Here is a 19,665-nt window from a genome sequence, read left to right on the forward strand (position 1 = left end):
CATGTTGCCAGGACTCACTCAAGCCGCGCCGACGGCCCACCTGCAAGCCCAACTGCAGCGCGATTTCCCCCAGCAGCTGGTCGCCTCAGCAGGTGGCCAGCAGGCCCTGCGTGTCTGTGGCACGGGGCCTGCGGTGGTGTTGCTGCACGGCATCGGCTCCGGGGCGGCGTCCTGGCTGCAGGTGGCACAGCATCTGGCGGCCCAGGCTCGGGTCATCGCCTGGGATGCACCGGGTTATGGCGACTCCAGCCCCCTGGAGTCGCAAGTGCCCAAGGCCGAGCAATACGCCGCGCGCCTGGTGCAGATGCTCGATGCGCTGCAGGTGGATGAGTGCGTGCTGGTCGGCCATTCCCTGGGCGCGCTGACCGCCCTGGCATTGGCCCGCAGCGCCCAGGCCAAACGCGTGAGCCGCCTGGTGCTGATCAGCCCCGCTCGCGGCTATGGCGCGCCCGAACGTAGCCCGCAGCGCCAGCAAGTACGCCAGCAACGCCTGGACAACCTGCAACGCCTGGGCATCGCCGGGCTGGCCGCACAACGCAGCGCGCACATGCTGTCACCGCGTGCCCAGCCCGAAGCACTGGCCTGGGTCCACTGGAACATGGCGCGCCTGAACCCGCTGGGTTATCGCCAGGCCATCGAATTGCTGTGCGGCGACGACCTGCTGCGCCACGGCCAACCAGCGATGCCCTGCGACGTGCATTGCGGCGAAGCCGACGCCATCACCACCCCCGACACCTGCCTGGGCGTGGCCAAGGCCCTGGGTGCCAGCTTCAACCTGATCGCCGACGCAGGCCATGCCAGCCCCATCGAACAACCGCTGGTGGTTGCCGGTCGCCTGGCCTACGCCCTCAAACAATCCCTGACAGGTAGAACCTTATGAACGACTCAGATCTGCTGAAGGATGCCCAGGACAAATACATCGTGCCGGGCCTGGAGCGCGGCTTGCTGCTGCTCTGCGAGTTCAGCCGGCGCAACCGCACCCTGACGGCGCCGGAGCTGGCACGGCGCCTGGCGCTGCCGCGCTCGACCATCTTCCGCCTGCTGACCACCCTGGAAACCATGGGCTTCGTCACCCGCAGCGGCAACGAATACCGCCTGGGCATGTCGGTGCTGCGCCTGGGCTTCGAGTACCTCGCGTCGCTGGAGCTGACCGAACTGGGGCAGCCACTGCTGGCGCGGTTGTGCGACCGGGTGAACTACCCCAGCAACCTGGTGGTGCGCGACGGACGTTCCATCGTGTACGTGGCCAAGGTCTCGCCGCCGTCGGTGTTCTCCAATGCGGTCAACGTCGGCACCCGGTTGCCGGCCCATGCCACGGTGCTGGGGCGCATCCTCCTCGAAGACCTGTCCCTGGCCGAACTGCGCGAGCTGTACCCCGAGGAGCATCTGGAACAGCACTCCCACTGCACACCCAAAACCGTGATGGAGCTGTTCGACTTGCTCCAGGCTGACCGCCAACGCGGTTTTGTCAGCGGCGAAGGATTCTTTGAGTCGGCGATTTCCACCGTCGCCGCCCCCGTACGCGACCAGAGCGGCGACATCGTGGCGGCCCTTGGCGTGACCATCCCCACCACGCAAATCGGTCATGTGAATTTTGAAGAGCTGTTGACCCAGGTCCGGCGCAGCGCCGACGAGTTGTCGCGCCTGCTCAACTACAACGGCGGCGCCCACAGCGGCCAGCCCCGCGTCACTGCCTTGATGAGAGATTGAGATGAGCCTTTATCCATTGCAGGGCCGCACCGCAATCGTCACCGGAGGCTCCTCGGGCATTGGCCTGGCGTGCGTCGAACTGCTGCTGGAAGCCGGCGCCAGCGTCGCGTTCTGCGGCCGCGATGCAGAGCGCCTGCAACGCGCCGAAAACGACCTGCGCCAGCGTTTCCCCCAAGGCCAACTGCTGGCCCAGGTGTGCGATGTGCTCGATGGCGAAGCGGTCAACGCCTTTGCCAGCGCCAGCCAGGCCGCGCTTGGCGCCGCCAGCGTGCTGATCAACAACGCCGGGCAAGGCCGGGTCTCGACCTTTGCCGACACCACCGACAGCGCCTGGACCGAAGAACTGAACCTGAAGTTTTTTTCGGTGATCAACCCGGTCCGTGCCTTCAAGCCCCAGCTGCAAAACCAGGCCGACGCCGCCATCGTCTGCGTCAACTCACTGCTGGCCAGCCAGCCGGAGCCGCACATGGTCGCCACCTCGGCCGCCCGCGCCGGGATCAAGAACCTGGTGCGCTCGATGGCTACCGAATTCGCCCCCCAGGGCATCCGCGTCAACGGCATCCTGATTGGCCTGGTGGAATCGGGGCAATGGCGCCGTCGCTTCGAAGCGCGTGAAGAACGCGACCTCGACTGGGCGCAATGGACCGCCCGCCTGGCCCAACAAAAACATATTCCCCTGGGGCGCCTGGGCCTGCCGCTTGAAGCGGCCCGCGCGATCCTGTTTCTGGCCTCGCCTCTGTCGGCTTACACCACAGGCAGCCATATCGATGTATCCGGAGGCCTGTCCCGCCATGCGTAATGAAAACACTGTCACCGTGGGCGCTGCCATCACCGCCTTCCTCGAACAATGCGACGTCAAGGCCGCGTTTGGCGTGATCTCGATCCACAACATGCCAATCCTCGATGCCTTCGCCGTGCGCGGCAACATCCGCTTTGTCATGGCCCGGGGTGAAGCCGGTGCCGCCAACATGGCCGATGCCTATGCCCGCACCACCGGAGGCCTGGGCGTGTGCCTGACCTCCACCGGCACCGCCGCCGGCAATGCCGCTGGCGCCATGGTTGAAGCACAGACCGCCGGCACGCCGCTGCTGCACATCACCGGGCAGATCGAGACGCCGTACCTGGACCAGGAGCTGGCCTATATCCACGAAGCCCGCGACCAGTTGAACATGCTCAAGGCGGTGTCCAAGGCCGCCTTCCGCGTGCGCAGCGTCGAGACCGCCATCAGCACCCTCAAGCTCGCGGTGCAGACCGCCCTCACCGCGCCGACCGGCCCGGTCAGCGTCGAGATCCCGATCGACATCCAGTCGACCTTTATCCCGATGCCCACCGACCTGTCGCCGCTGCCGATCCCGGTCGCCGTGCCGCCGCCGGAAGCCCTCGACCTGGTGGCCGCGCGCCTGGCCAATGCCAAGCGCCCAATGCTCTGGCTCGGTGGCGGTGCACGGCATGCCGGGCCGCAGGTCAAACGCCTGCTGGCGATGGGTGTGGGCGTGATCACGTCGACCCAGGGCCGTGGCGTGGTCAATGAAGACGACGAGCGTTGCCTGGGAGCCTTTTCGCAAAACAAGCGGGTCGAGCAGTTCCTGCAAACCTGCGATGCCCTGCTGATCGCCGGCTCACGCCTGCGCAGCAACGAGACCTTCAAGTACGCGCTCAAGCTGCCGCAGAACACCCTGCGCATCGACGCCAACCCGGCCATCGAAGGCCGCAGCTATGCCAGCGAACTGTTTATCTGCGGCGATGCAGCCCTGGCCCTGGCCGGCTTGGCTGATCGCCTGGAAGGCCGCCTGCACACCGACCCGCAGTTTCTCAGCGAACTCAAGGCCGTGCGCGAGCAGTCGCGCAGCCAACTGGTGGCGGACCTGGGACCGTACTCGGCGATGGTCGAGCAATTGCAGGCGAGCACCGGGCGCAACTTCTCCTGGGTGCGCGATGTGACCCTGTCCAACAGCATCTGGGGCAACCGCCTGCTCAACCTGTACCACCCGCGCGCCGGGGTGCACGCCCTCGGTGGCGGCATCGGCCAGGGTTTGGCGATGGGTATTGGTGCGGCCGTGGCAGCGGCTGAAACCGCGCCCGAGCGCAAGGTGTTTGCCTTGGCGGGCGACGGCGGGTTCATCCTCAACCTCGGTGAGCTGGCGACCCTGGTGCAGGAGCGCGCCAACCTGGTGATCCTGCTGATGAACGACCAGCGCTACGGGGTGATCCGCAATATCCAGGACGCGGTCTACGGCAGCCGCCATTGCTACGTCGACCTGCACACCCCGGACTACACCAAGCTCGCCGAATCCATGGGTCTGCGCCACGGCCTGGTCACCGACCTCAAGGACTTCGGCAAGGTGGTCGACAGCGCCCTGAGCCAGCCCGGCCCGTTCCTGCTGGAAGTGGACATGCTCAGCGTGGGCAACTTCGCCACCCAGTTCGCCGGCCCGCCCAACAGCGAAACCAAAGCCCAGAAGGCCACCGCCTGAGGATCGTCGCATGTTGCATATCACCATGATCGGCTGCGGCGCCATTGGCGTCGGCGTGCTGGAGCTGCTGGAGAACGATCCGCAGCTGTGCGTGGATTACGTCATCGCGTCCCAGGGCTCCGAAGCCCTGGTACGTCAGCGCCTGGCCAGTTTCAAACAGCCGCCGCAGGTGCTCACGGCATTGCCCGCCGACGCCCGCCCGGACTTGCTGGTGGAGTGCGCCGGCCACCGAGCCATCGAGGAACATGTGCTGCCGGCCCTGGAGCGCGGCATTGCCTGCCTGATCGTCTCGGTCGGCGCCTTGTCCGAAGTGGGCCTGGTCGAGCGCCTGGAAGCCGCCGCTGAACGCGGCAAGACCCGCATCGAACTGCTGCCCGGCGCGATTGGCGGCATTGATGCGTTGTCGGCGGCCAAGGTTGGCGGCCTGGACTCGGTCAACTACACCGGGCGCAAGCCGGCCCGGGCCTGGAAGAACACCCCCGGCGAGCAGGCCTGCGATCTGGATTCCATCAGCGAAGCCACGGTGATCTTCCAGGGCAGCGCCCGCGAAGCGGCGCGGCTGTACCCGAAAAACGCCAACGTCGCCGCCACCCTGTCCCTGGCCGGTCTGGGCCTGGATCGCACCCATGTGACGTTGATCGCCGACCCCCACAGCGACGAAAACGTCCACCACTTCGAAGCCCGTGGCGCCTTTGGCCGCTTCGAGTTGAGCCTGCGCGGCAAGCCGCTGCTGGCCAACCCCAAGACCTCGGCGCTGACCGTGTACAGCGTGGTCCGTGCCTTGGGCAACCACGCCCATGCCATCTCAATCTAGGAGCCCGTCGATGACCCTCGAACAGACTTTACCGATCTGCATCGCCGGCCACTGGCGCCAGGGTCGTGGCGAGCGCTACGCCAGCCACTACCCGGCCACCGGCGAACCCGTAGCCTGGCTCAATGCCGCCGATCTACAGGATGTGGAAGACGCCATCCAGGGCGCGCACCAGGCGTTCCTGCACAGCGGCTGGGCCCAGCGCAAACCCCACGAACGGGCCGCCGTGCTGTACCGCATTGCCGAGCTGATCCGCCTGCACAGTGAAGAGCTGGCGCAGTTGCAACGCCAGGACAATGGCAAGCCGATCAATGAAACCCGGGCGCTGGTAGCGAGTGCTGCCGGTACCTTCCAGTTCTTCGCCGCTGCCTGCGAAACCCTGGAAGAAACCATCACCCCGTCGCGCGGTGATTTCGTCAGCATGAGCGTGTACGAACCGATGGGCGTGGTCGCCGCGATCACCCCATGGAACTCGCCGATTGCCAGCGAGGCACAAAAGGTCGCCCCGGCCCTGGCCGCGGGCAATGCGGTGGTGATCAAGCCGGCAGAAATCACCCCGCTGCTGGCCCTGCGCCTGGCGCGCCTGTGTGAAGAGGCCGGCCTGCCCAAGGGCCTGATCAGCGTGTTGCCGGGCAAGGGTTCATTGCTCGGTGATGCGCTTACCCGCCACCCGCTGGTCAAGCGCGTGTCGTTCACCGGCGGCACCCGCACCGGCAAGCACATCGCCCATATCGCCGCCGACAAGATGATGCCGGTGTCTTTGGAGTTGGGCGGCAAGTCGCCGACTATCGTCCTGGATGACGCCGACCTCGACCACGCAGTGGCCGGTGTGCTGTACGGCATTTTCAGCTCCTCGGGCGAGGCGTGTATTGCCGGTTCGCGGTTGTTTGTTGCGCGCCCCCTGTACGAACCCTTTATGCAGCGTCTGGTGGCCGCCGCCGCCAACCTGCGCATGGGCGACCCGGCCGACGAAAACACGCAGATGGGCCCCCTGATCAGCGCCGGCCATCGTGAATCGGTGGAGCGTTATGTCGCCCTCGGCCTGGCCGAAGGTGGGCGCCTGCGCCTGGGCGGGCAGCGCCCCAGCGGTGGGCTGTATGACCAGGGTTACTTCTACCCGCCAACCATCCTCGAGGGCCTGCACAACCAACAGCAGGTGTGCCAGGAAGAAATCTTCGGCCCGGTGCTGGTGGCCATGCCATTCGACGATGAAGAGCAACTGCTGGAGCAGGCCAACGACAGCCTGTACGCCCTCGCCGCCGGCATCTGGAGCCGTGACTACAAGCGCGCCTGGGCCCTGGGCCGGCGCTTGCAGGCCGGCACGGTGTGGATCAACACCTACAAGCAGTTCTCGATCTCCACGCCGTTCGGCGGTTGGCGCGACAGCGGCCTGGGCCGCGAAAAAGGGCGCCTGGGGATCCTGCAATACATGGAACAGAAGAGCCTCTACTGGGGCATGAACCAACAGCCACTGGCCTGGGCCGGTGTGCCACACGAGGTAGCGTGATGAGCGTTTTAGGTATTGATGAAGTCACCTATGGCGTCGAGGACCTCGACACCTGCGTGCGGTTTTTCAGCGACTGGGGCTTGAAGCAGGTCAGCACCCAGGCGGACGAAGTGATCTTCGAAACGCTCAACGGCTGCCGCGTAGTACTCGCCGACCTGAACAAACCGGGCCTGCCGCCCGCCATCGAAGCCGGCTCCACCGTGCGCGAAGTGGTGTGGGGCGTGGCCGACGCAGCGGACCTTGCGCTGTACGCCGAACGCATCGCCAACGATCCGGGTTTTGTCGAAGGTAACGGGCGCATCGGCTGCACCGACCCCAACGGCCTGGCGATCCGCCTGCAAGTGACGCGCAAGCGCGAGCTGCAGATCGAGTGCAGCGGCCACAACACCTGGCAGACCAAGGGCCGGATCAACAAGGCCGCGCCGATCTATGAACGCGCCACGCCGATTGAAGTCGGCCACGTGGTGTTTTTCGTCAAGGATGTGAACGCCTGCGAAGCCTTCTACCACGAGCGTTTCGGCTTCCAGGCCTCGGACCGCTACCCGGATCGCGGGGCGTTCTTGCGCACCGCCGAAGAAGGCGGCCATCACGACCTGTTCATGCTGCAACTGCCGGCGCCACGGGCCGGCCTGAACCATGTGGCCTTTACCGTACGCGACGTACACGAGGTGTTCGGCGGTGGCATGCATGTGTCGCGCAGCGGCTGGCCGACCGAAATCGGCCCGGGGCGCCACCCGGTGTCTTCAGCGTTTTTCTGGTACTTCAAGAACCCCGCCGGCGCGCTGGTGGAGTACTACGCCGACGAAGACCAACTGACCGGCGAATGGCAGCCACGCACCTTTGAGCCGGGCCCCACGGTGTTCGCCGAGTGGGCGATTGCCGGTGGCATCGACGGCAATACCCGACGCCAGCAACACGTCGAGGCGCCGCAAGGCAAGTTCCTCACCGACAAACCCAAATCCTGAGCAGGAGTCGCCCATGCCTTCCCTGAATATTGCTATCGCCGGTGCCGGTATCGGCGGCCTGACCGCCGCCATCGCCCTGCACCGCGCCGGCCACCAGGTCACCGTGTTCGAACAGTCCAAGGCCTTTTTGCGGGTCGGTGCCGATATCAACCTCACCCCCAACGCGGTACGGGCGCTGGATGGCCTGGGCATTGGCGCCGCCGTGCGCATCCCTGCCGCGCGGCCGACCCACCGCATCAGCCGGATGTGGGACAGCGGCGAAGAGACTTCGCGCCTGGAAATGTCCGATGCCGCCGAGCAGAAATACGGCGCCCCGCAACTGACCATCCACCGCGCCGATCTGCTGGCGGCCCTGGCCGAGGTGTTCCCGCTGGAGCAGGTGCAGTTTGCCAAGCGCGCCGAACGGGTCGAGCAGACTGACGACGGCATCCACCTGCATTTCAAGGATGGCAGCCAGCACCGCTGCGATGTGCTGATCGGCGCCGATGGCATTCATTCGGTGGTGCGCAACGCGCTGTTCGGCGAAGAGCATCCGCGCTTTACCGGGGTGGTGGCGTACCGCGCCGTAGTGCCGGCCGAGTTGGTGGCCCATGTGCCGAATATCCAGGCGTTCACCAAGTGGTGGGGCCCCAACCCGCAGAGCCAGATCGTCACGTTCCCGCTCAACCAGGGTAAAGACATTTTTATCTTCGCCACCACCGCCCAGGACAGCTGGCACGAAGAGTCGTGGACCAGCGCTGGCGATGCCGACGAGCTGCGCAGCCACTATCAAGCGTTCCATCCGGACGCCCGCGCCCTGCTGGAGGCGTGCAGCGATGTACTCAAGACCGCGTTGTATGAGCGTGACCCGCTGCCGTTCTGGTCCAAGGGCGCGATCACCCTGCTGGGCGATGCCTGTCACCCGATGATGCCGTTCATGGCCCAGGGTGCCGGCCAGGCCATCGAGGATGCAGTGGTACTCGGTCGCTACCTGCAAGACCTCGACAGCCCGGCACAGGTCGCGCAGGCATTGCAGGCGTACCAGCAGGCGCGCCTGGAACGTACCAGCCAGATCCAGATCGGCTCGCGCGGCAACCAGTGGCTCAAGGACGGCGGTAATGCCGACTGGGTCTATGGCTACGACGCCTGGACCGTGCCCACACAAAGCGCGGCCTGAACATGAACGAAACCTTGCTGGTGACTGTGCTGCTCAAGCACGACCAATCGAAGAACCTCGAAGACATTCAGCGCCATATGAAGCAGCAAGAGTGGTGGGAGCGTTTTCCGCCCCAAGGCGTGGAACTGGTGAGCTGGACCGTGGCCATGGGCCTGGGCCAGATCGTCACCCTGCGCTTGCCGCCGAGCCTGCTGCCCGCGCTGAACGTGGAGCTGGAACGCTCGGCGTGGGGCGTGTTCAGCACTGAAGTTTTCCCGACATACGACTTTATCCCGGTACGCGAAACGATCCGCGAACGGGTACGCAACGGAGGTCAATGACATGAGCACTACCGAACGATTCCTCGAGCCCCATCAGGCGCGCAAACGGCCCAATACCCAGTTTGAAGAGCTGCTGGGCGATTCCATCGAACGCGCCTTCGGCAACGGCGTGACTGAGCTTGCGGCGCTGCTCGCCCACCTCAACCTGGCCGGCCCGCCCTGCCCGCTGACCAGCGGCGAGTGGACGGCAGATGCCTATCAAACCCTGATGGCCCGGCTGGGCGAATGACCCGGCAGAAGGAATAAAAAAATGACTATGCAATTGACCGTCGACCCTGTTGAAAACCATCTGGCCAATGGCCTAAAAGACCTCTGGTTCCCGGTATTACCCTCGGACCTGCTCGGCGAAAAGCCAGTGTCGGTGCGCCGCCTCGGCTACAAGATCGCCCTGTGGCGCGATAACGATGGCCGCGTACATGCCCTGGAAGACCACTGCCCCCATCGCGGTGCGCCGCTGTCCCAGGGCCCGATCCTGGGCGATCGCCTGCAGTGCCCGTATCACGGCATCGAAGTGCGCTGTGACGGCACGGTGACCAAGGTCCCCGGCAGCCCCGGCTGCAAACTTGAAGGCAGCCGCCCGACCCGTATGTTCCATACCCGCGAAGCAGCGGGTGCGATCTTTCTGTTCAACGCCGCCGACCCGCACCTGGAGACGCCGCCCGAGTTGGTGTTGCCCGAGCAGTTGACCTCGCCCGAGTGGAGCAGCTTCGTCTGCTACACCGAGTGGAAAGGTGACTATCGCTACGTGATCGACAACGTCATGGACCCGATGCACGGCACCTACCTGCACAAGATGTCGCACTCGATGAGCGAAGGCGAAGCCACCGCCAAGTTCGTCACCCGCGACACCGACAACGGGTTCTTTTTCGAGAAGGAAGGCCAGCGCGGGGTGAACTTCGACTGGACCGAATTCATGGACAACGGCTGCCACTGGCTGCGCCTGGAAATCCCCTACCCGAAAACCGGCGGCCCGGGCGGCAATTTCACCATTATCGGCAGCTACACGCCGAGCAGCCGCGCGTTGTCAGCGGTGTTCCACTGGCGTTGCCGGCCGCTGACCGGCTGGCAGCGCGACACTTGGCGCTTCCTCTACAAGAACCGCCTGGAAGCGCGGCACTGGGCAGTGCTGGAGCAGGATCGGGTGCTGCTGGAGTTCATGGAGCCGGACGCCAACCAGCGCGAAAACCTCTACCAGCACGACCTGGGTGTGGTGCGCATGCGCCGTTACCTGAAGAACGCGGCCAAGGCCCAGCTTGAACTGATCGACGCGAAGCAACTGTCATGAGCCAGGCCGTGCGACGGGTTGAATGCCAAGGCGTGGCCGAGCCGGCCGGCGCCAGTTGGTCCAACGCCCTGCTGATCGGCCGCGATGTGGTGATGTCAGGGATGACCGCGCACCCCGCCAGCCGCGAGGCGAACCTGGATTGCTACGCCCAGACCCTGGTGGTGCTGGGCAAGATCCAGGCGCTGGTGACAGCGGCCGGTGGGCATATCGGCAATATCCACCGGTTGACCGTGTACCTCACCGATATCGCCGACAAGGACCAGGTGGGCCGCGCCCGGCGGGATTTTTTCGCCGGCCAGGCAGTATTTCCCACGTCGACCCTGGTGGCCGTCAGCGCGCTGGTGTTTCCTGAACTACGGGTCGAGATCGAGGCCAGCGCCCGGCTCGATGTCGACCTGCGTACCGTCACAGAGGTGAATGATGTCTAAGCCTTCCCTGCTCACCGCCCGCGTGCACACTTTGCGCTATGAAGCCGAAGGCATCATCAGCGTGGAGCTGCGGCCGTTGGGCGATACCGTGTTCCCGCCGTTCGAGGCCGGCTCGCACATCGACCTGCACCTGGCCAACGGCCTGGTGCGCAGCTACTCGCTGCTCAACGCTCCCAGCGACCAGGGGCGCTACACCGTGGGCATCCTGCGTGACCGCAACAGCCGCGGCGGCTCGGAATATGTGCACAGCCAACTACGGGTCGGCATGCCGTTGTCGATCTCGGCGCCACGCAACAACTTCGCACTGGACCTGAGCGCCAGCCACAGCGTGCTGGTGGCCGGTGGCATTGGCATTACGCCGATCTACTGCATGTTCCGCCAACTGCTGGCCCAGGGAAAATCCGCCGAGCTGATCTACTGCGCGCGCTCGCGCCAGGAAGCGGCGCTGGTGGAAGCCTTGAACGGGCTCGATGCGCGGGTGGTGTACCACTTCAACGACGAAAAAGGCGTGCCGCCGGACCTCGCCGCCTACCTCGCCGGCCAGCCTGCGGACACGCACTTCTATTGCTGCGGCCCAACGCCGATGCTGGATGCCTTCGAGAGCACCTGTGAGCGCTTGGGTTATCCCCACGCCCATATCGAACGGTTTACCGCCGCCGAACTGCCGCCCAGCGCAGATGCCCAGAACCGCTACAGCGTCGAATTGAAAAAGTCCGGCAAGACCCTGTCGGTGGAGCCTGGTTTGAGCTTGCTGGATGTACTGCTCGAAGCCGGCTGCGATATCGATCACAGCTGCCGCGAAGGGGTGTGCGGTTCCTGTGAGACGCGAGTGGTGGAAGGTGAGATCGACCATCGCGACGGCGTGCTGACCAAGGCCGAGCGTGCAGCGAACAAATCGATGATGGTGTGTGTTTCCGGCTGCAAGAGCCAACGGCTGGTGCTCGACCTCTAGCCTACAGGCTCGTTGTGATGACTTGTTGTGGCGAGGGGGCTTGCCGGAACGCCGTAACGCCCCCGCTGGGCTGCGAAGCAGCCCCCAATGCAACTCACTGCCCACTGTCAGACAGACCGAGGTGACTGGGTTTAGGGCTGCTTCGCAGCCCAACGGGGGACTAGCCCCCTCGCCACAGAAGGCACCTCGCCAAAATGTCAGGTAGCCGTTTATCGAACACATTAATAGGCAAATCATTATTCATCCGTAAACACACAAGTGCCCATTTCATTGGCAGCGTGCAATAAAGACGCACCTATCACGGGCAACTTTGTTACCGCACTTGCGGGTTGTTTCATGGGTTATACAAACGGCTTTGTTTCCCATATAAACAATTGTTTTTAATGATATTTTTATAAAAAACAAACTAACAGGCCGCCTGGCACACTTCCTGCTCTACTCCTGTGCATTCACTGATTAAACGGCGTTTCGCCGATAAAACAATAATAACCAACACTTAAACCCGGTAAGACCCGCTCCCTCCTTAGTTGCCTTTAAAGGCAAGCGGACGAGTGTTGCCGATCACCCGGTAGAGAGGTCTCTATGAAGCGCGTCTTGTGTGCAGGATTGATGTTTGCCAGTTTCAGCAGTTTCGCCGCAGAACCCATTCCTTCCGAGCCGGTGCGGGCCAACGCGGCCAAAAAACCTTTCCCGCATATTTCCTGGCGCAGCGATAGCGGTGACAGCAGCCTGGATATCGGCGGTGCGCTGCGTACCAACTATCGCGACGAGCATTGGGACACCACCGAGAACAATGGCCGGTTTCTCTTCGACACGTTCCGCCTGGATGTGCAGGCCACCTACAAGAGCCTCTATAGCGATATCGGCTACTGGTTCCAGGACGACGGCAAGCGCTCCATCGACCGGGGGTTTGTCGGTTATCGGCTCAACGCCAACTCCAACCTGCAACTGGGGGCGCCGTTCAAGCCGTTTGGCCTGGAGCCCTATCCGCAATTTGGCTGGAGTTACCACCTGCCATTTTTCATGGGCTACGCCTCAAGTGCCGGCACCGGCCTCAAGTACAGCTACAAGGACCAGGACTGGGACGTGCAACTGGGCTTCTTCCCGCGCATGTTGCCCAGCGATATTCGCTATTCGCCTGAGGTCGGGCGTTACGCCGACCTGAAAGACAATGCGATTGCCTTTACCCAATCGCGCCAGGACAACGAGAAACGCAACCAGCTCAACGCCCGCGTGGCGCGCACCTTCAACAGCGATGGCTGGAAGACCGAGATCGGCGCCTCGCTGGCCACCGCCCAGTTGTACAACGCCACTACCAAGGATGATGGCGACTACTGGGCCGCGGGCGTACACGCCATCATCAACAAGGGGCTGTGGACGGTCACCACCCAGGCCATCCGCTACGAATACGATCCCGAAAACCCGGCCGGCGTCAGCAAGGATTCGGTGTTGATGGGCGGCAACGGCCTGACCCCGGCGTACCTGATCGCCTCCAAGGCCAGCCTGGCCTCGGTCAACCTCGGCTATGACGTCTACACCCCGACCCTGGGGCAGTTGAAGAAGGTCAAGCTGTACACCGACTACAGTCGGATGATGAAAGACAAGAGCGCCTGGGATGATTCGCAGATGTTCACCGTGGGCGCGCAGTTCCTCGCGATGCCGGTGATGGCCTGGGTCGACTTTACCTGGGCGCGCAACGCCAACCCCTATGGCGGTGCAGAGAATGGCAGCGGTTTTACCAACACCAGTTCGGTGGGCAGCAACGAATGGTATTACCGCACCAATGTGAACATTGGTTATTACTTCTGACGCCCCCTTGTAGGAGCGAGCTTGCTCGCGAAGATCGCCAACGATGACGCCGGCATCCTGGAAAAACGCGGTGCCTGGGCGTTTTTCGCGAGCAAGCTCACTCCTACAATAGTGAAACGGTTCAGCCCTTTGCCCGCCTACCATTCCTCGCCCAGTTGCGCTGCTTGCAGACGGCTGGCGCGCACCTAGGTATAGTGCCGCCCCTCTTCGCATGCACGGCCGCCAGCCGCATGCGAACGCCGAACTAATAACAACCCGCGACTTGGAACCGGGACGACCACTCGCCCCACCTATCGTGCTGTCTGCGAAATGGGTTGGAGTCGAGCCGTCCGGCTTTTGCTTTTACAAAAAACAGCGAGGAATACTCCATGCTAGAAGTCATTAACGACTTCCTCTCAGGAAAAGTACTGATCGTGCTCATTGTCGGGCTCGGTGGTTACTTCACGATCCGCTCGCGTTTCGTTCAGTTTCGTCACTTCTTTCACATGTTCGCGGTGTTTCGCGACAGCCTGAAAAGCAGTGCCGGCCAACTCAGTTCGTTCCAGGCGCTGATGCTCAGCCTGGCCGGGCGGGTGGGCGCCGGTAACATCGCCGGCGTCGGCATTGCCGTGACCCTGGGCGGGCCGGGTGCCGTGTTCTGGATGTGGGTCACCGCGCTGGTGGGCATGTCCTCGAGCTTTATCGAGTGCTCCCTCGGCCAGCTCTACAAACGCACCGACGCCGAAGGCACCTACCGTGGCGGCCCGGCCTATTACATCCAGCACGGCCTGCAGAAACGCTGGCTGGGCATGGTGATGGCGTTCCTGCTGCTGGTGACCTTCGGGTTCGCCTTCAACGGCCTGCAAGCCCATGCCGTGACCCACTCGCTGAACAACGCGTTTGGCTTTGACACCACCTACACCGGCCTGGCCCTCGCGGTCTTGCTGGGCCTGGTGTTTATCGGCGGGATCAAGCGCATCGCCTCGATCGCCGACCTGCTGGTGCCGGTCAAGACCCTGGTGTACATCGCCGTGACGGTCTACGTGATCGTGCTGCAATTCGACCAGGTACCGGCCATGCTCGCGACTATCGTCAAGAGCGCCTTCGGTCTGGACCAGGCCTTCGGCGGCCTGGTGGGCAGTGCGATCATCATGGGCGTGAAGCGCGGCGTGTTCGCCAACGAAGCAGGCCTGGGCAGCGCGCCCAACGTGGCAGCCGTGGCCTCGGTGGAACACCCCGTTGCCCAGGGCGTGGTGCAGGCGTTCAGCGTGTTCCTCGACACCTTTATCATCTGCACCTGCACCGCACTGCTGATCCTGCTGTCGGGCTTCTACACCCCAGGTTTTGAAGGCGACGGCATTGCCCTGACCCAGAACTCCCTGGCGGCCGTGGTGGGTGACTGGGGGCGGATGTTTATCTCGGTAGCCCTGGCGTTGTTCGTGTTCACCTCGATCATGTACAACTACTACCTGGGCGAGAGCAACCTGCGCTTTTTGGTGGGTAACAACCGCAAGGTACTGATCGGTTATCGCGCGTTGGTGCTGGTCCTGATTTTCTGGGGCTCGATCGAGAACCTCAGCACGGTGTTCGCCTTCGCCGACATCACCATGACCATGCTGGCGTTCGTCAACCTGTTCGCCCTGGCGTTCCTGTTCAAGATCGCCATGCGCATCCTCAACGACTACGACAACCAGCGCGCGGCGGGCATCAAGACCCCGGTGTTCGACTCCAGCCAGTTCCCCGACCTGGACCTGGACCGCAAGGCCTGGCCGGCCAACCCGGTGCAGCCTGAGCCAACCGCTCAAGCAACCGCGCCACTGAACGCCCAAGTGCAACGCTGAGCGTAGACAGATGACACGCCGCCCGGCCTTGGGCATGCTCTGGGCCCGGCGGCGTTTTTCGTTCAGGAGATTCTTCGATGTCCAAAGCCAATCACATCATGGTGCTCTACACCGGCGGCACCATCGGCATGCAGGCCAGCGCCAACGGCCTGGCGCCCGCTTCGGGTTTTGAAGCGCGCATGCGCGAACAACTTGCCCACCTGCCAGCGCCCACTTGGCGTTTCAGGGAAATGGCGCCGCTGATCGACAGCGCCAATATGACGCCCGCCTACTGGCAGCGCCTGCACAGCGCCGTGGTCGAAGCCGTGGACGAAGGCTGCGACGCCGTACTGATCCTGCATGGCACTGACACCCTGGCCTACAGCGCGGCGGCCATGAGCTTCCAACTGCTGGGCCTGCCGGCGCCGGTGGTGTTCACCGGCTCGATGCTGCCAGCCGGCGTGCCCGACAGCGATGCCTGGGAAAACGTCAGCGGCGCCCTGGCGGCGTTGGGCGACGGCCTGGCACCGGGTGTGCACCTGTACTTCCACGGCGCACTGATGGCGCCGACCCGTTGCGCGAAGATCCGCAGTTTTGGCCGGCATCCGTTTGCCGCGTTGCAGCGCAACGGTGGCGTGGCCAAGGCCCAGGCGTTGCCCGCCGCCCTGGACTACCGCCAGCCCAAGGCCCTGGCCAATGTCGGCGTACTACCGCTGGTGCCAGGCATTGATGCCGGGCAACTGGATGCATTGGTGGACAGTGGCATCCAGGCGCTGGTGCTGGAATGCTTTGGCAGTGGCACCGGGCCGAGCGATAACCCGGCGTTCCTCGCCAGCCTGCAGCGTGCGCAGGATCGGCACGTCGTGGTCGTGGCAATCACCCAATGCCATGAAGGTGGCGTGGAACTGGACGTGTATGAAGCGGGCAGCCGCTTGCGTGGGGTCGGTGTGTTGTCCGGTGGTGGCATGACCCGCGAAGCCGTGTTCGGCAAACTGCAGGCCCTGCTCGGCGCCGGACTGTCCAACGACGAAGTGCGGCGCCTGGTCGAACTAGACCTGTGCGGCGAACTGCGCTGAGCGGCATATAACTTGCTCCACTTCCAGCCATCCCCTGGCTGGAAGTTCCCATGCTGCACTCCCACCTCACCACCCTCAATGCCGTTTCCCTGGTACTCAGCACCTTCAAGGCCGAAGGCTTGCCCGCCGAAGCGCTGCTGGCCGGCAGCGGTATCTGTGCGGCGGACTTGAGCCGCGCCGACACACGCATCGCCACGCACCAGGAGATGCAGGTGTGCGCCAATGCGGTGGCCTTGCAGCGCGATATCGGGCTGATCGTGGGACGGCGCATGCACGTATCGGCCTACGGCATGCTCGGCTATGCCCTGCTCACCAGTGCCACTTTCGGTGACGCTTTGCGCCTGGCCCTGCGTTATCCGGCGCTGTTGGGAACACTGTTCGAACTGAGCCTTGTGGAAGACGGCGAGCGTATCTGGTTCACCGCCAGCGATTACCGAGAGAGCCCGGCGCTGACCGCGTTCAATGTGGAGCTGTGCCTGGGGTCGTTGAAGGTGATCTGCGACGACCTGCTCGGTCACCCGCTGCCCTTGTTGGGTGCACGCTTTGAGCATGCTGCGCCGGATTACCAGGCGCGTTACGCCGAGTGCTTCGACTGCCGTTTGCAGTTCCAGGCCACGGCCAATGCGTTCGCTTTTGACCAGCGCTGGCTCGCCCAACCTTTGCCCCTGGCCGACACCGTGACCCACCGGGCCATGGCCGAGCGCTGCCGCAAACAGAACACCGAATTCACCGGGCGCGAGGCGTGGCTGGGGCGGGTCCGCCAATTGCTCACGGCGCAACTGCACGCCGCACCGGGGCTCGATGGCCTGGCCCAGCAGATGAACTGTTCGCCGCGCACCCTGCGCCGGCGCCTGCACGACCTGGGCTGCAGCTATCAGGAGCTGCTGGACGAACTGCGCTTTGAGCGCGCCAAGCAACTGTTGGCGCAAGACCAGTGGCCGATCTACCGCATCGCCGAGCAGTTGGGTTTCAGCGAGACCGCGAGCTTCCGGCATGCCTTTGTACGCTGGAGCGGCGTGGCGCCGAGTCAATTTCGAGCATGACGCTCCATGGAGGGGCGAATTACGGACAGATAATCTGGCCATATTTATCCCCTTTTGGCCGCTCCTGCCGTTCTCCAAACCGGTGTACCCCGCAACACTGCAAGGCATCCCAAGCAGCCTGCGGAGCACAACAAAAATGCTGACGATCTACTCGGACGATCACCACCTGCACCACGGCCGTTGCGAATTGATGGACGGGCAATTGATGCCCTGCTTTGAAATGCCCTCGCGCGCCGATCACGTGCTGCAACGGGTCAAGGCCCGTGAACTGGGCCCGGTGCAAGCGCCCCAGGACTTTGGCCTGGCGCCATTGCAACGCATCCACAGCCGCGACTACCTCGACTTCTTCCAGGGCGCGTGGGCCCGCTGGGTAGAAATGGGCCAGGACGGCGACCTGCTGCCCTACACCTGGCCCGCCCGCACCTTGCGCCGCGTGCTGCCCACCAGCCTGCACGGCCAACTGGGCTATTACAGCTTCGACGGCGGTGCGCCGATTACCGCCGGTACGTGGCAGGCGGCCTACAGCGCGGCGCAGGTCGCACTGACGGCGCAACAGGCGATTCAACAGGGCGCCCACAGCGCCTTTGCTTTGTGCCGACCGCCAGGGCATCACGCCGCCGGCGACTTGATGGGCGGTTATTGCTACCTCAACAACGCCGCCATCGCCGCCCAGGCCTTTATCGACCAGGGCTGTAAAAAGGTCGCGATCCTCGATGTGGATTACCACCATGGCAACGGCACCCAGTCGATCTTCTATGCGCGCAGCGACGTGCTGTTCACTTCGATCCATGGAGATCCGCAGGCCGAGTTTCCGTTCTTCCTCGGGTATGCCGATGAGTTGGGCGAAGGTGCCGGCGAGGGTTTCAACTTCAATTACCCGCTGCCGGCCGGTTCCGCCTGGGACACCTGGAGCGCTGCGCTGGAACAGGCCTGCCGCAAGATCGAGGGCTATGGCGCCGAGATCATCGTGGTGTCCCTGGGCGTGGACACGTTCAAGGACGATCCCATCTCGCAATTTTTGCTCGACAGCCCGGACTACCTGGCCATGGGCGCGCGTATCGCGCGCCTGGGCAAGCCGACGCTGTTTGTGATGGAAGGCGGCTACGCAGTGGCAGAAATCGGCATCAACGCCGTCAACGTGCTCGAAGGTTTTGAGGGGGCAGCCCAATGAACATGCTCAAGTCGCTTATGCTCTGCGCTGCCGTGTTCAGCACCGCCGCCCACGCCGACGAAAAAACCCTGCGGGTCTACAACTGGTTCGACTACATCACGCCCAAGGCCCTGGAAGAGTTCAAGGCGCAGAACCCGGCGATCAAACTGGTGTACGACATCTTCGACACCAACGAGGCCCTGGAAGCCAAGCTGCTGACCGGCAACTCCGGGTATGACGTGGTGGTGCCGTCCAATGTGTTCCTGGCCAAGCAGATCGAGGCCGGGGTGTTCCAGCCCCTGGACCGCAGCCAGTTGCCCAACTGGAACCACCTCGATCCCAAGCTGATGAAGCTGATCGAGGCCAACGATCCCGGCAACAAACACGCGGTGCCCTACATGTACGGCACCATCCTCATCGGCTTCAACCCGGACAAGGTCAAGGCCGCCCTGGGCGCCGATGCACCGGTGGACAGCTGGGACCTGATCTTCAAGCAAGAGAACATCAGCAAACTCAAGCAGTGCGGCGTCGCCCTGCTGGACTCGCCGTCCGAGATCCTGCCACTGGCCCTGCAGCATCTGGGCCTGGACCCCAACAGCAACAAGCCTGCGGACTATGAAAAAGCCCAGGCCCTGCTGCTCGAGATCCGCCCGTACATCACCTACTTTCATTCATCCAAGTACATGGCCGATATCGCCAACGGCGACATCTGCGTGGCGGTCGGATATTCCGGCAGCTTTTCCCAGGCCGCCAACCGCGCCAAGGAAGCCAACAATGGCGTGACCGTCGACATGCGCCTGCCCAAGGAAGGCGCGCCGATCTGGTTCGACATGCTTGCCATTCCCAAGGGGGCGAAGAATCCGCAGGACGCCTACACCTTTATCAACTACCTGCTACAGCCCCAGGTGATTGCGCCCATCAGTGACTTTGTCGGTTACCCCAACCCCAACAAGGACGCCACCGCGCAGGTTGCCCCGGCCATACGCAACAACCCCAACCTGTACCCCACCGAAGCCGCCATGGCGACGCTCTATACCCTCAAGCCCCTGGACAGCAAGGCAGAACGCGCCAGGACCCGCGCCTGGACGCGGATCAAGTCCGGCACCTGAGGTTGCCCCCTTGCCGCCCACCGCCGAACCGGGGTGGGCCGCAACTATCTACCGTCATCGCAGCGCCTGCG

19 protein-coding genes are annotated in these 19,665 nt (G+C 63.8%); all 19 read left to right on the top strand.

Going from position 1 to position 19,665, the window contains the following annotated elements:
- The first annotated feature begins 1 nt into the window (after position 1).
- The 19 genes from C5F71_RS12390 to C5F71_RS12480 all read left to right on the top strand — a co-directional run bounded on the left by C5F71_RS12390 (position 2) and on the right by C5F71_RS12480 (position 19,594).
- Positions 2–880, top strand: a complete 879-nt coding sequence (locus C5F71_RS12390) for an alpha/beta fold hydrolase (RefSeq protein WP_104911218.1) — start codon at positions 2–4, stop codon at positions 878–880.
- Positions 877–1,710: an IclR family transcriptional regulator gene (locus tag C5F71_RS12395; protein WP_029289973.1), complete on the top strand. Its 834-nt coding sequence runs from the start codon at positions 877–879 to the stop codon at positions 1,708–1,710. The genes C5F71_RS12390 and C5F71_RS12395 overlap by 4 nt, the downstream gene beginning before the upstream one ends.
- Position 1,711: 1 nt before the next feature.
- Positions 1,712–2,509 carry an SDR family oxidoreductase gene (locus C5F71_RS12400; RefSeq protein ID WP_029289975.1) on the top strand — a complete coding sequence of 266 codons (798 nt, stop codon included), beginning with the start codon at positions 1,712–1,714 and terminating at the stop codon, positions 2,507–2,509.
- A complete protein-coding gene (locus tag C5F71_RS12405; protein WP_070996688.1) occupies positions 2,502–4,184 on the top strand; it encodes a thiamine pyrophosphate-binding protein in 1,683 nt (560 codons plus the stop codon). Before C5F71_RS12400 ends, C5F71_RS12405 begins: the two co-directional genes overlap by 8 nt.
- A gap of 10 nt (positions 4,185–4,194) precedes the next feature.
- A complete protein-coding gene (locus C5F71_RS12410; protein WP_104911219.1) occupies positions 4,195–4,998 on the top strand; it encodes an aspartate dehydrogenase in 804 nt (267 codons plus the stop codon).
- A gap of 10 nt (positions 4,999–5,008) precedes the next feature.
- Positions 5,009–6,502, top strand: a complete 1,494-nt coding sequence (locus tag C5F71_RS12415) for an aldehyde dehydrogenase (protein ID WP_104911220.1) — start codon at positions 5,009–5,011, stop codon at positions 6,500–6,502.
- Positions 6,502–7,467 (top strand): VOC family protein, encoded by a 966-nt coding sequence (locus tag C5F71_RS12420; RefSeq protein WP_104911221.1) that lies wholly within the window; start codon positions 6,502–6,504, stop codon positions 7,465–7,467. Before C5F71_RS12415 ends, C5F71_RS12420 begins: the two co-directional genes overlap by 1 nt.
- A gap of 13 nt (positions 7,468–7,480) precedes the next feature.
- Positions 7,481–8,623, top strand: a complete 1,143-nt coding sequence (locus C5F71_RS12425) for an FAD-dependent monooxygenase (RefSeq protein WP_070996685.1) — start codon at positions 7,481–7,483, stop codon at positions 8,621–8,623.
- 2 nt (positions 8,624–8,625) lie between these two features.
- Positions 8,626–8,943: a hypothetical protein gene (locus tag C5F71_RS12430; RefSeq protein WP_029289988.1), complete on the top strand. Its 318-nt coding sequence runs from the start codon at positions 8,626–8,628 to the stop codon at positions 8,941–8,943.
- A gap of 1 nt (position 8,944) precedes the next feature.
- On the top strand, positions 8,945–9,172 hold the full coding sequence (locus C5F71_RS12435) for a recombinase-like helix-turn-helix domain-containing protein (RefSeq protein ID WP_029289990.1): 228 nt from the start codon (positions 8,945–8,947) through the stop codon (positions 9,170–9,172).
- A gap of 21 nt (positions 9,173–9,193) precedes the next feature.
- Positions 9,194–10,228, top strand: coding sequence for an aromatic ring-hydroxylating dioxygenase subunit alpha (locus C5F71_RS12440; protein WP_029289992.1), 1,035 nt, complete (start codon positions 9,194–9,196; stop codon positions 10,226–10,228).
- Positions 10,225–10,656, top strand: a complete 432-nt coding sequence (locus C5F71_RS12445; RefSeq protein ID WP_104911222.1) for a Rid family hydrolase — start codon at positions 10,225–10,227, stop codon at positions 10,654–10,656. Before C5F71_RS12440 ends, C5F71_RS12445 begins: the two co-directional genes overlap by 4 nt.
- Complete coding sequence (locus C5F71_RS12450; RefSeq protein ID WP_092232227.1) at positions 10,649–11,608, top strand: PDR/VanB family oxidoreductase; 960 nt, start codon at positions 10,649–10,651, stop codon at positions 11,606–11,608. Before C5F71_RS12445 ends, C5F71_RS12450 begins: the two co-directional genes overlap by 8 nt.
- A gap of 582 nt (positions 11,609–12,190) precedes the next feature.
- Positions 12,191–13,417 (top strand): hypothetical protein, encoded by a 1,227-nt coding sequence (locus C5F71_RS12455; RefSeq protein ID WP_092232230.1) that lies wholly within the window; start codon positions 12,191–12,193, stop codon positions 13,415–13,417.
- A 368-nt stretch (positions 13,418–13,785) separates the two neighbouring features.
- The gene (locus C5F71_RS12460; protein ID WP_029290000.1) at positions 13,786–15,237 is read left to right on the top strand and encodes a sodium:alanine symporter family protein; all 1,452 of its coding nucleotides are present in this window, start codon (positions 13,786–13,788) and stop codon (positions 15,235–15,237) included.
- A gap of 77 nt (positions 15,238–15,314) precedes the next feature.
- Positions 15,315–16,292: an asparaginase gene (locus C5F71_RS12465; protein WP_104911223.1), complete on the top strand. Its 978-nt coding sequence runs from the start codon at positions 15,315–15,317 to the stop codon at positions 16,290–16,292.
- 50 nt (positions 16,293–16,342) lie between these two features.
- Positions 16,343–17,335: an AraC family transcriptional regulator gene (locus C5F71_RS12470; RefSeq protein WP_029290004.1), complete on the top strand. Its 993-nt coding sequence runs from the start codon at positions 16,343–16,345 to the stop codon at positions 17,333–17,335.
- Between the two features lie 136 nt (positions 17,336–17,471).
- Positions 17,472–18,506, top strand: a complete 1,035-nt coding sequence (locus tag C5F71_RS12475) for a histone deacetylase family protein (protein WP_104911224.1) — start codon at positions 17,472–17,474, stop codon at positions 18,504–18,506.
- Complete coding sequence (locus tag C5F71_RS12480) at positions 18,503–19,594, top strand: polyamine ABC transporter substrate-binding protein (protein ID WP_070996675.1); 1,092 nt, start codon at positions 18,503–18,505, stop codon at positions 19,592–19,594. Before C5F71_RS12475 ends, C5F71_RS12480 begins: the two co-directional genes overlap by 4 nt.
- The last annotated feature ends 71 nt before the right edge of the window (positions 19,595–19,665 follow it).

The sequence above is a fragment of the Pseudomonas sp. LG1D9 genome (assembly GCF_002949995.1).
In the GTDB taxonomy this organism is placed as follows: Bacteria; Pseudomonadota; Gammaproteobacteria; order Pseudomonadales; family Pseudomonadaceae; genus Aquipseudomonas; species Aquipseudomonas proteolytica.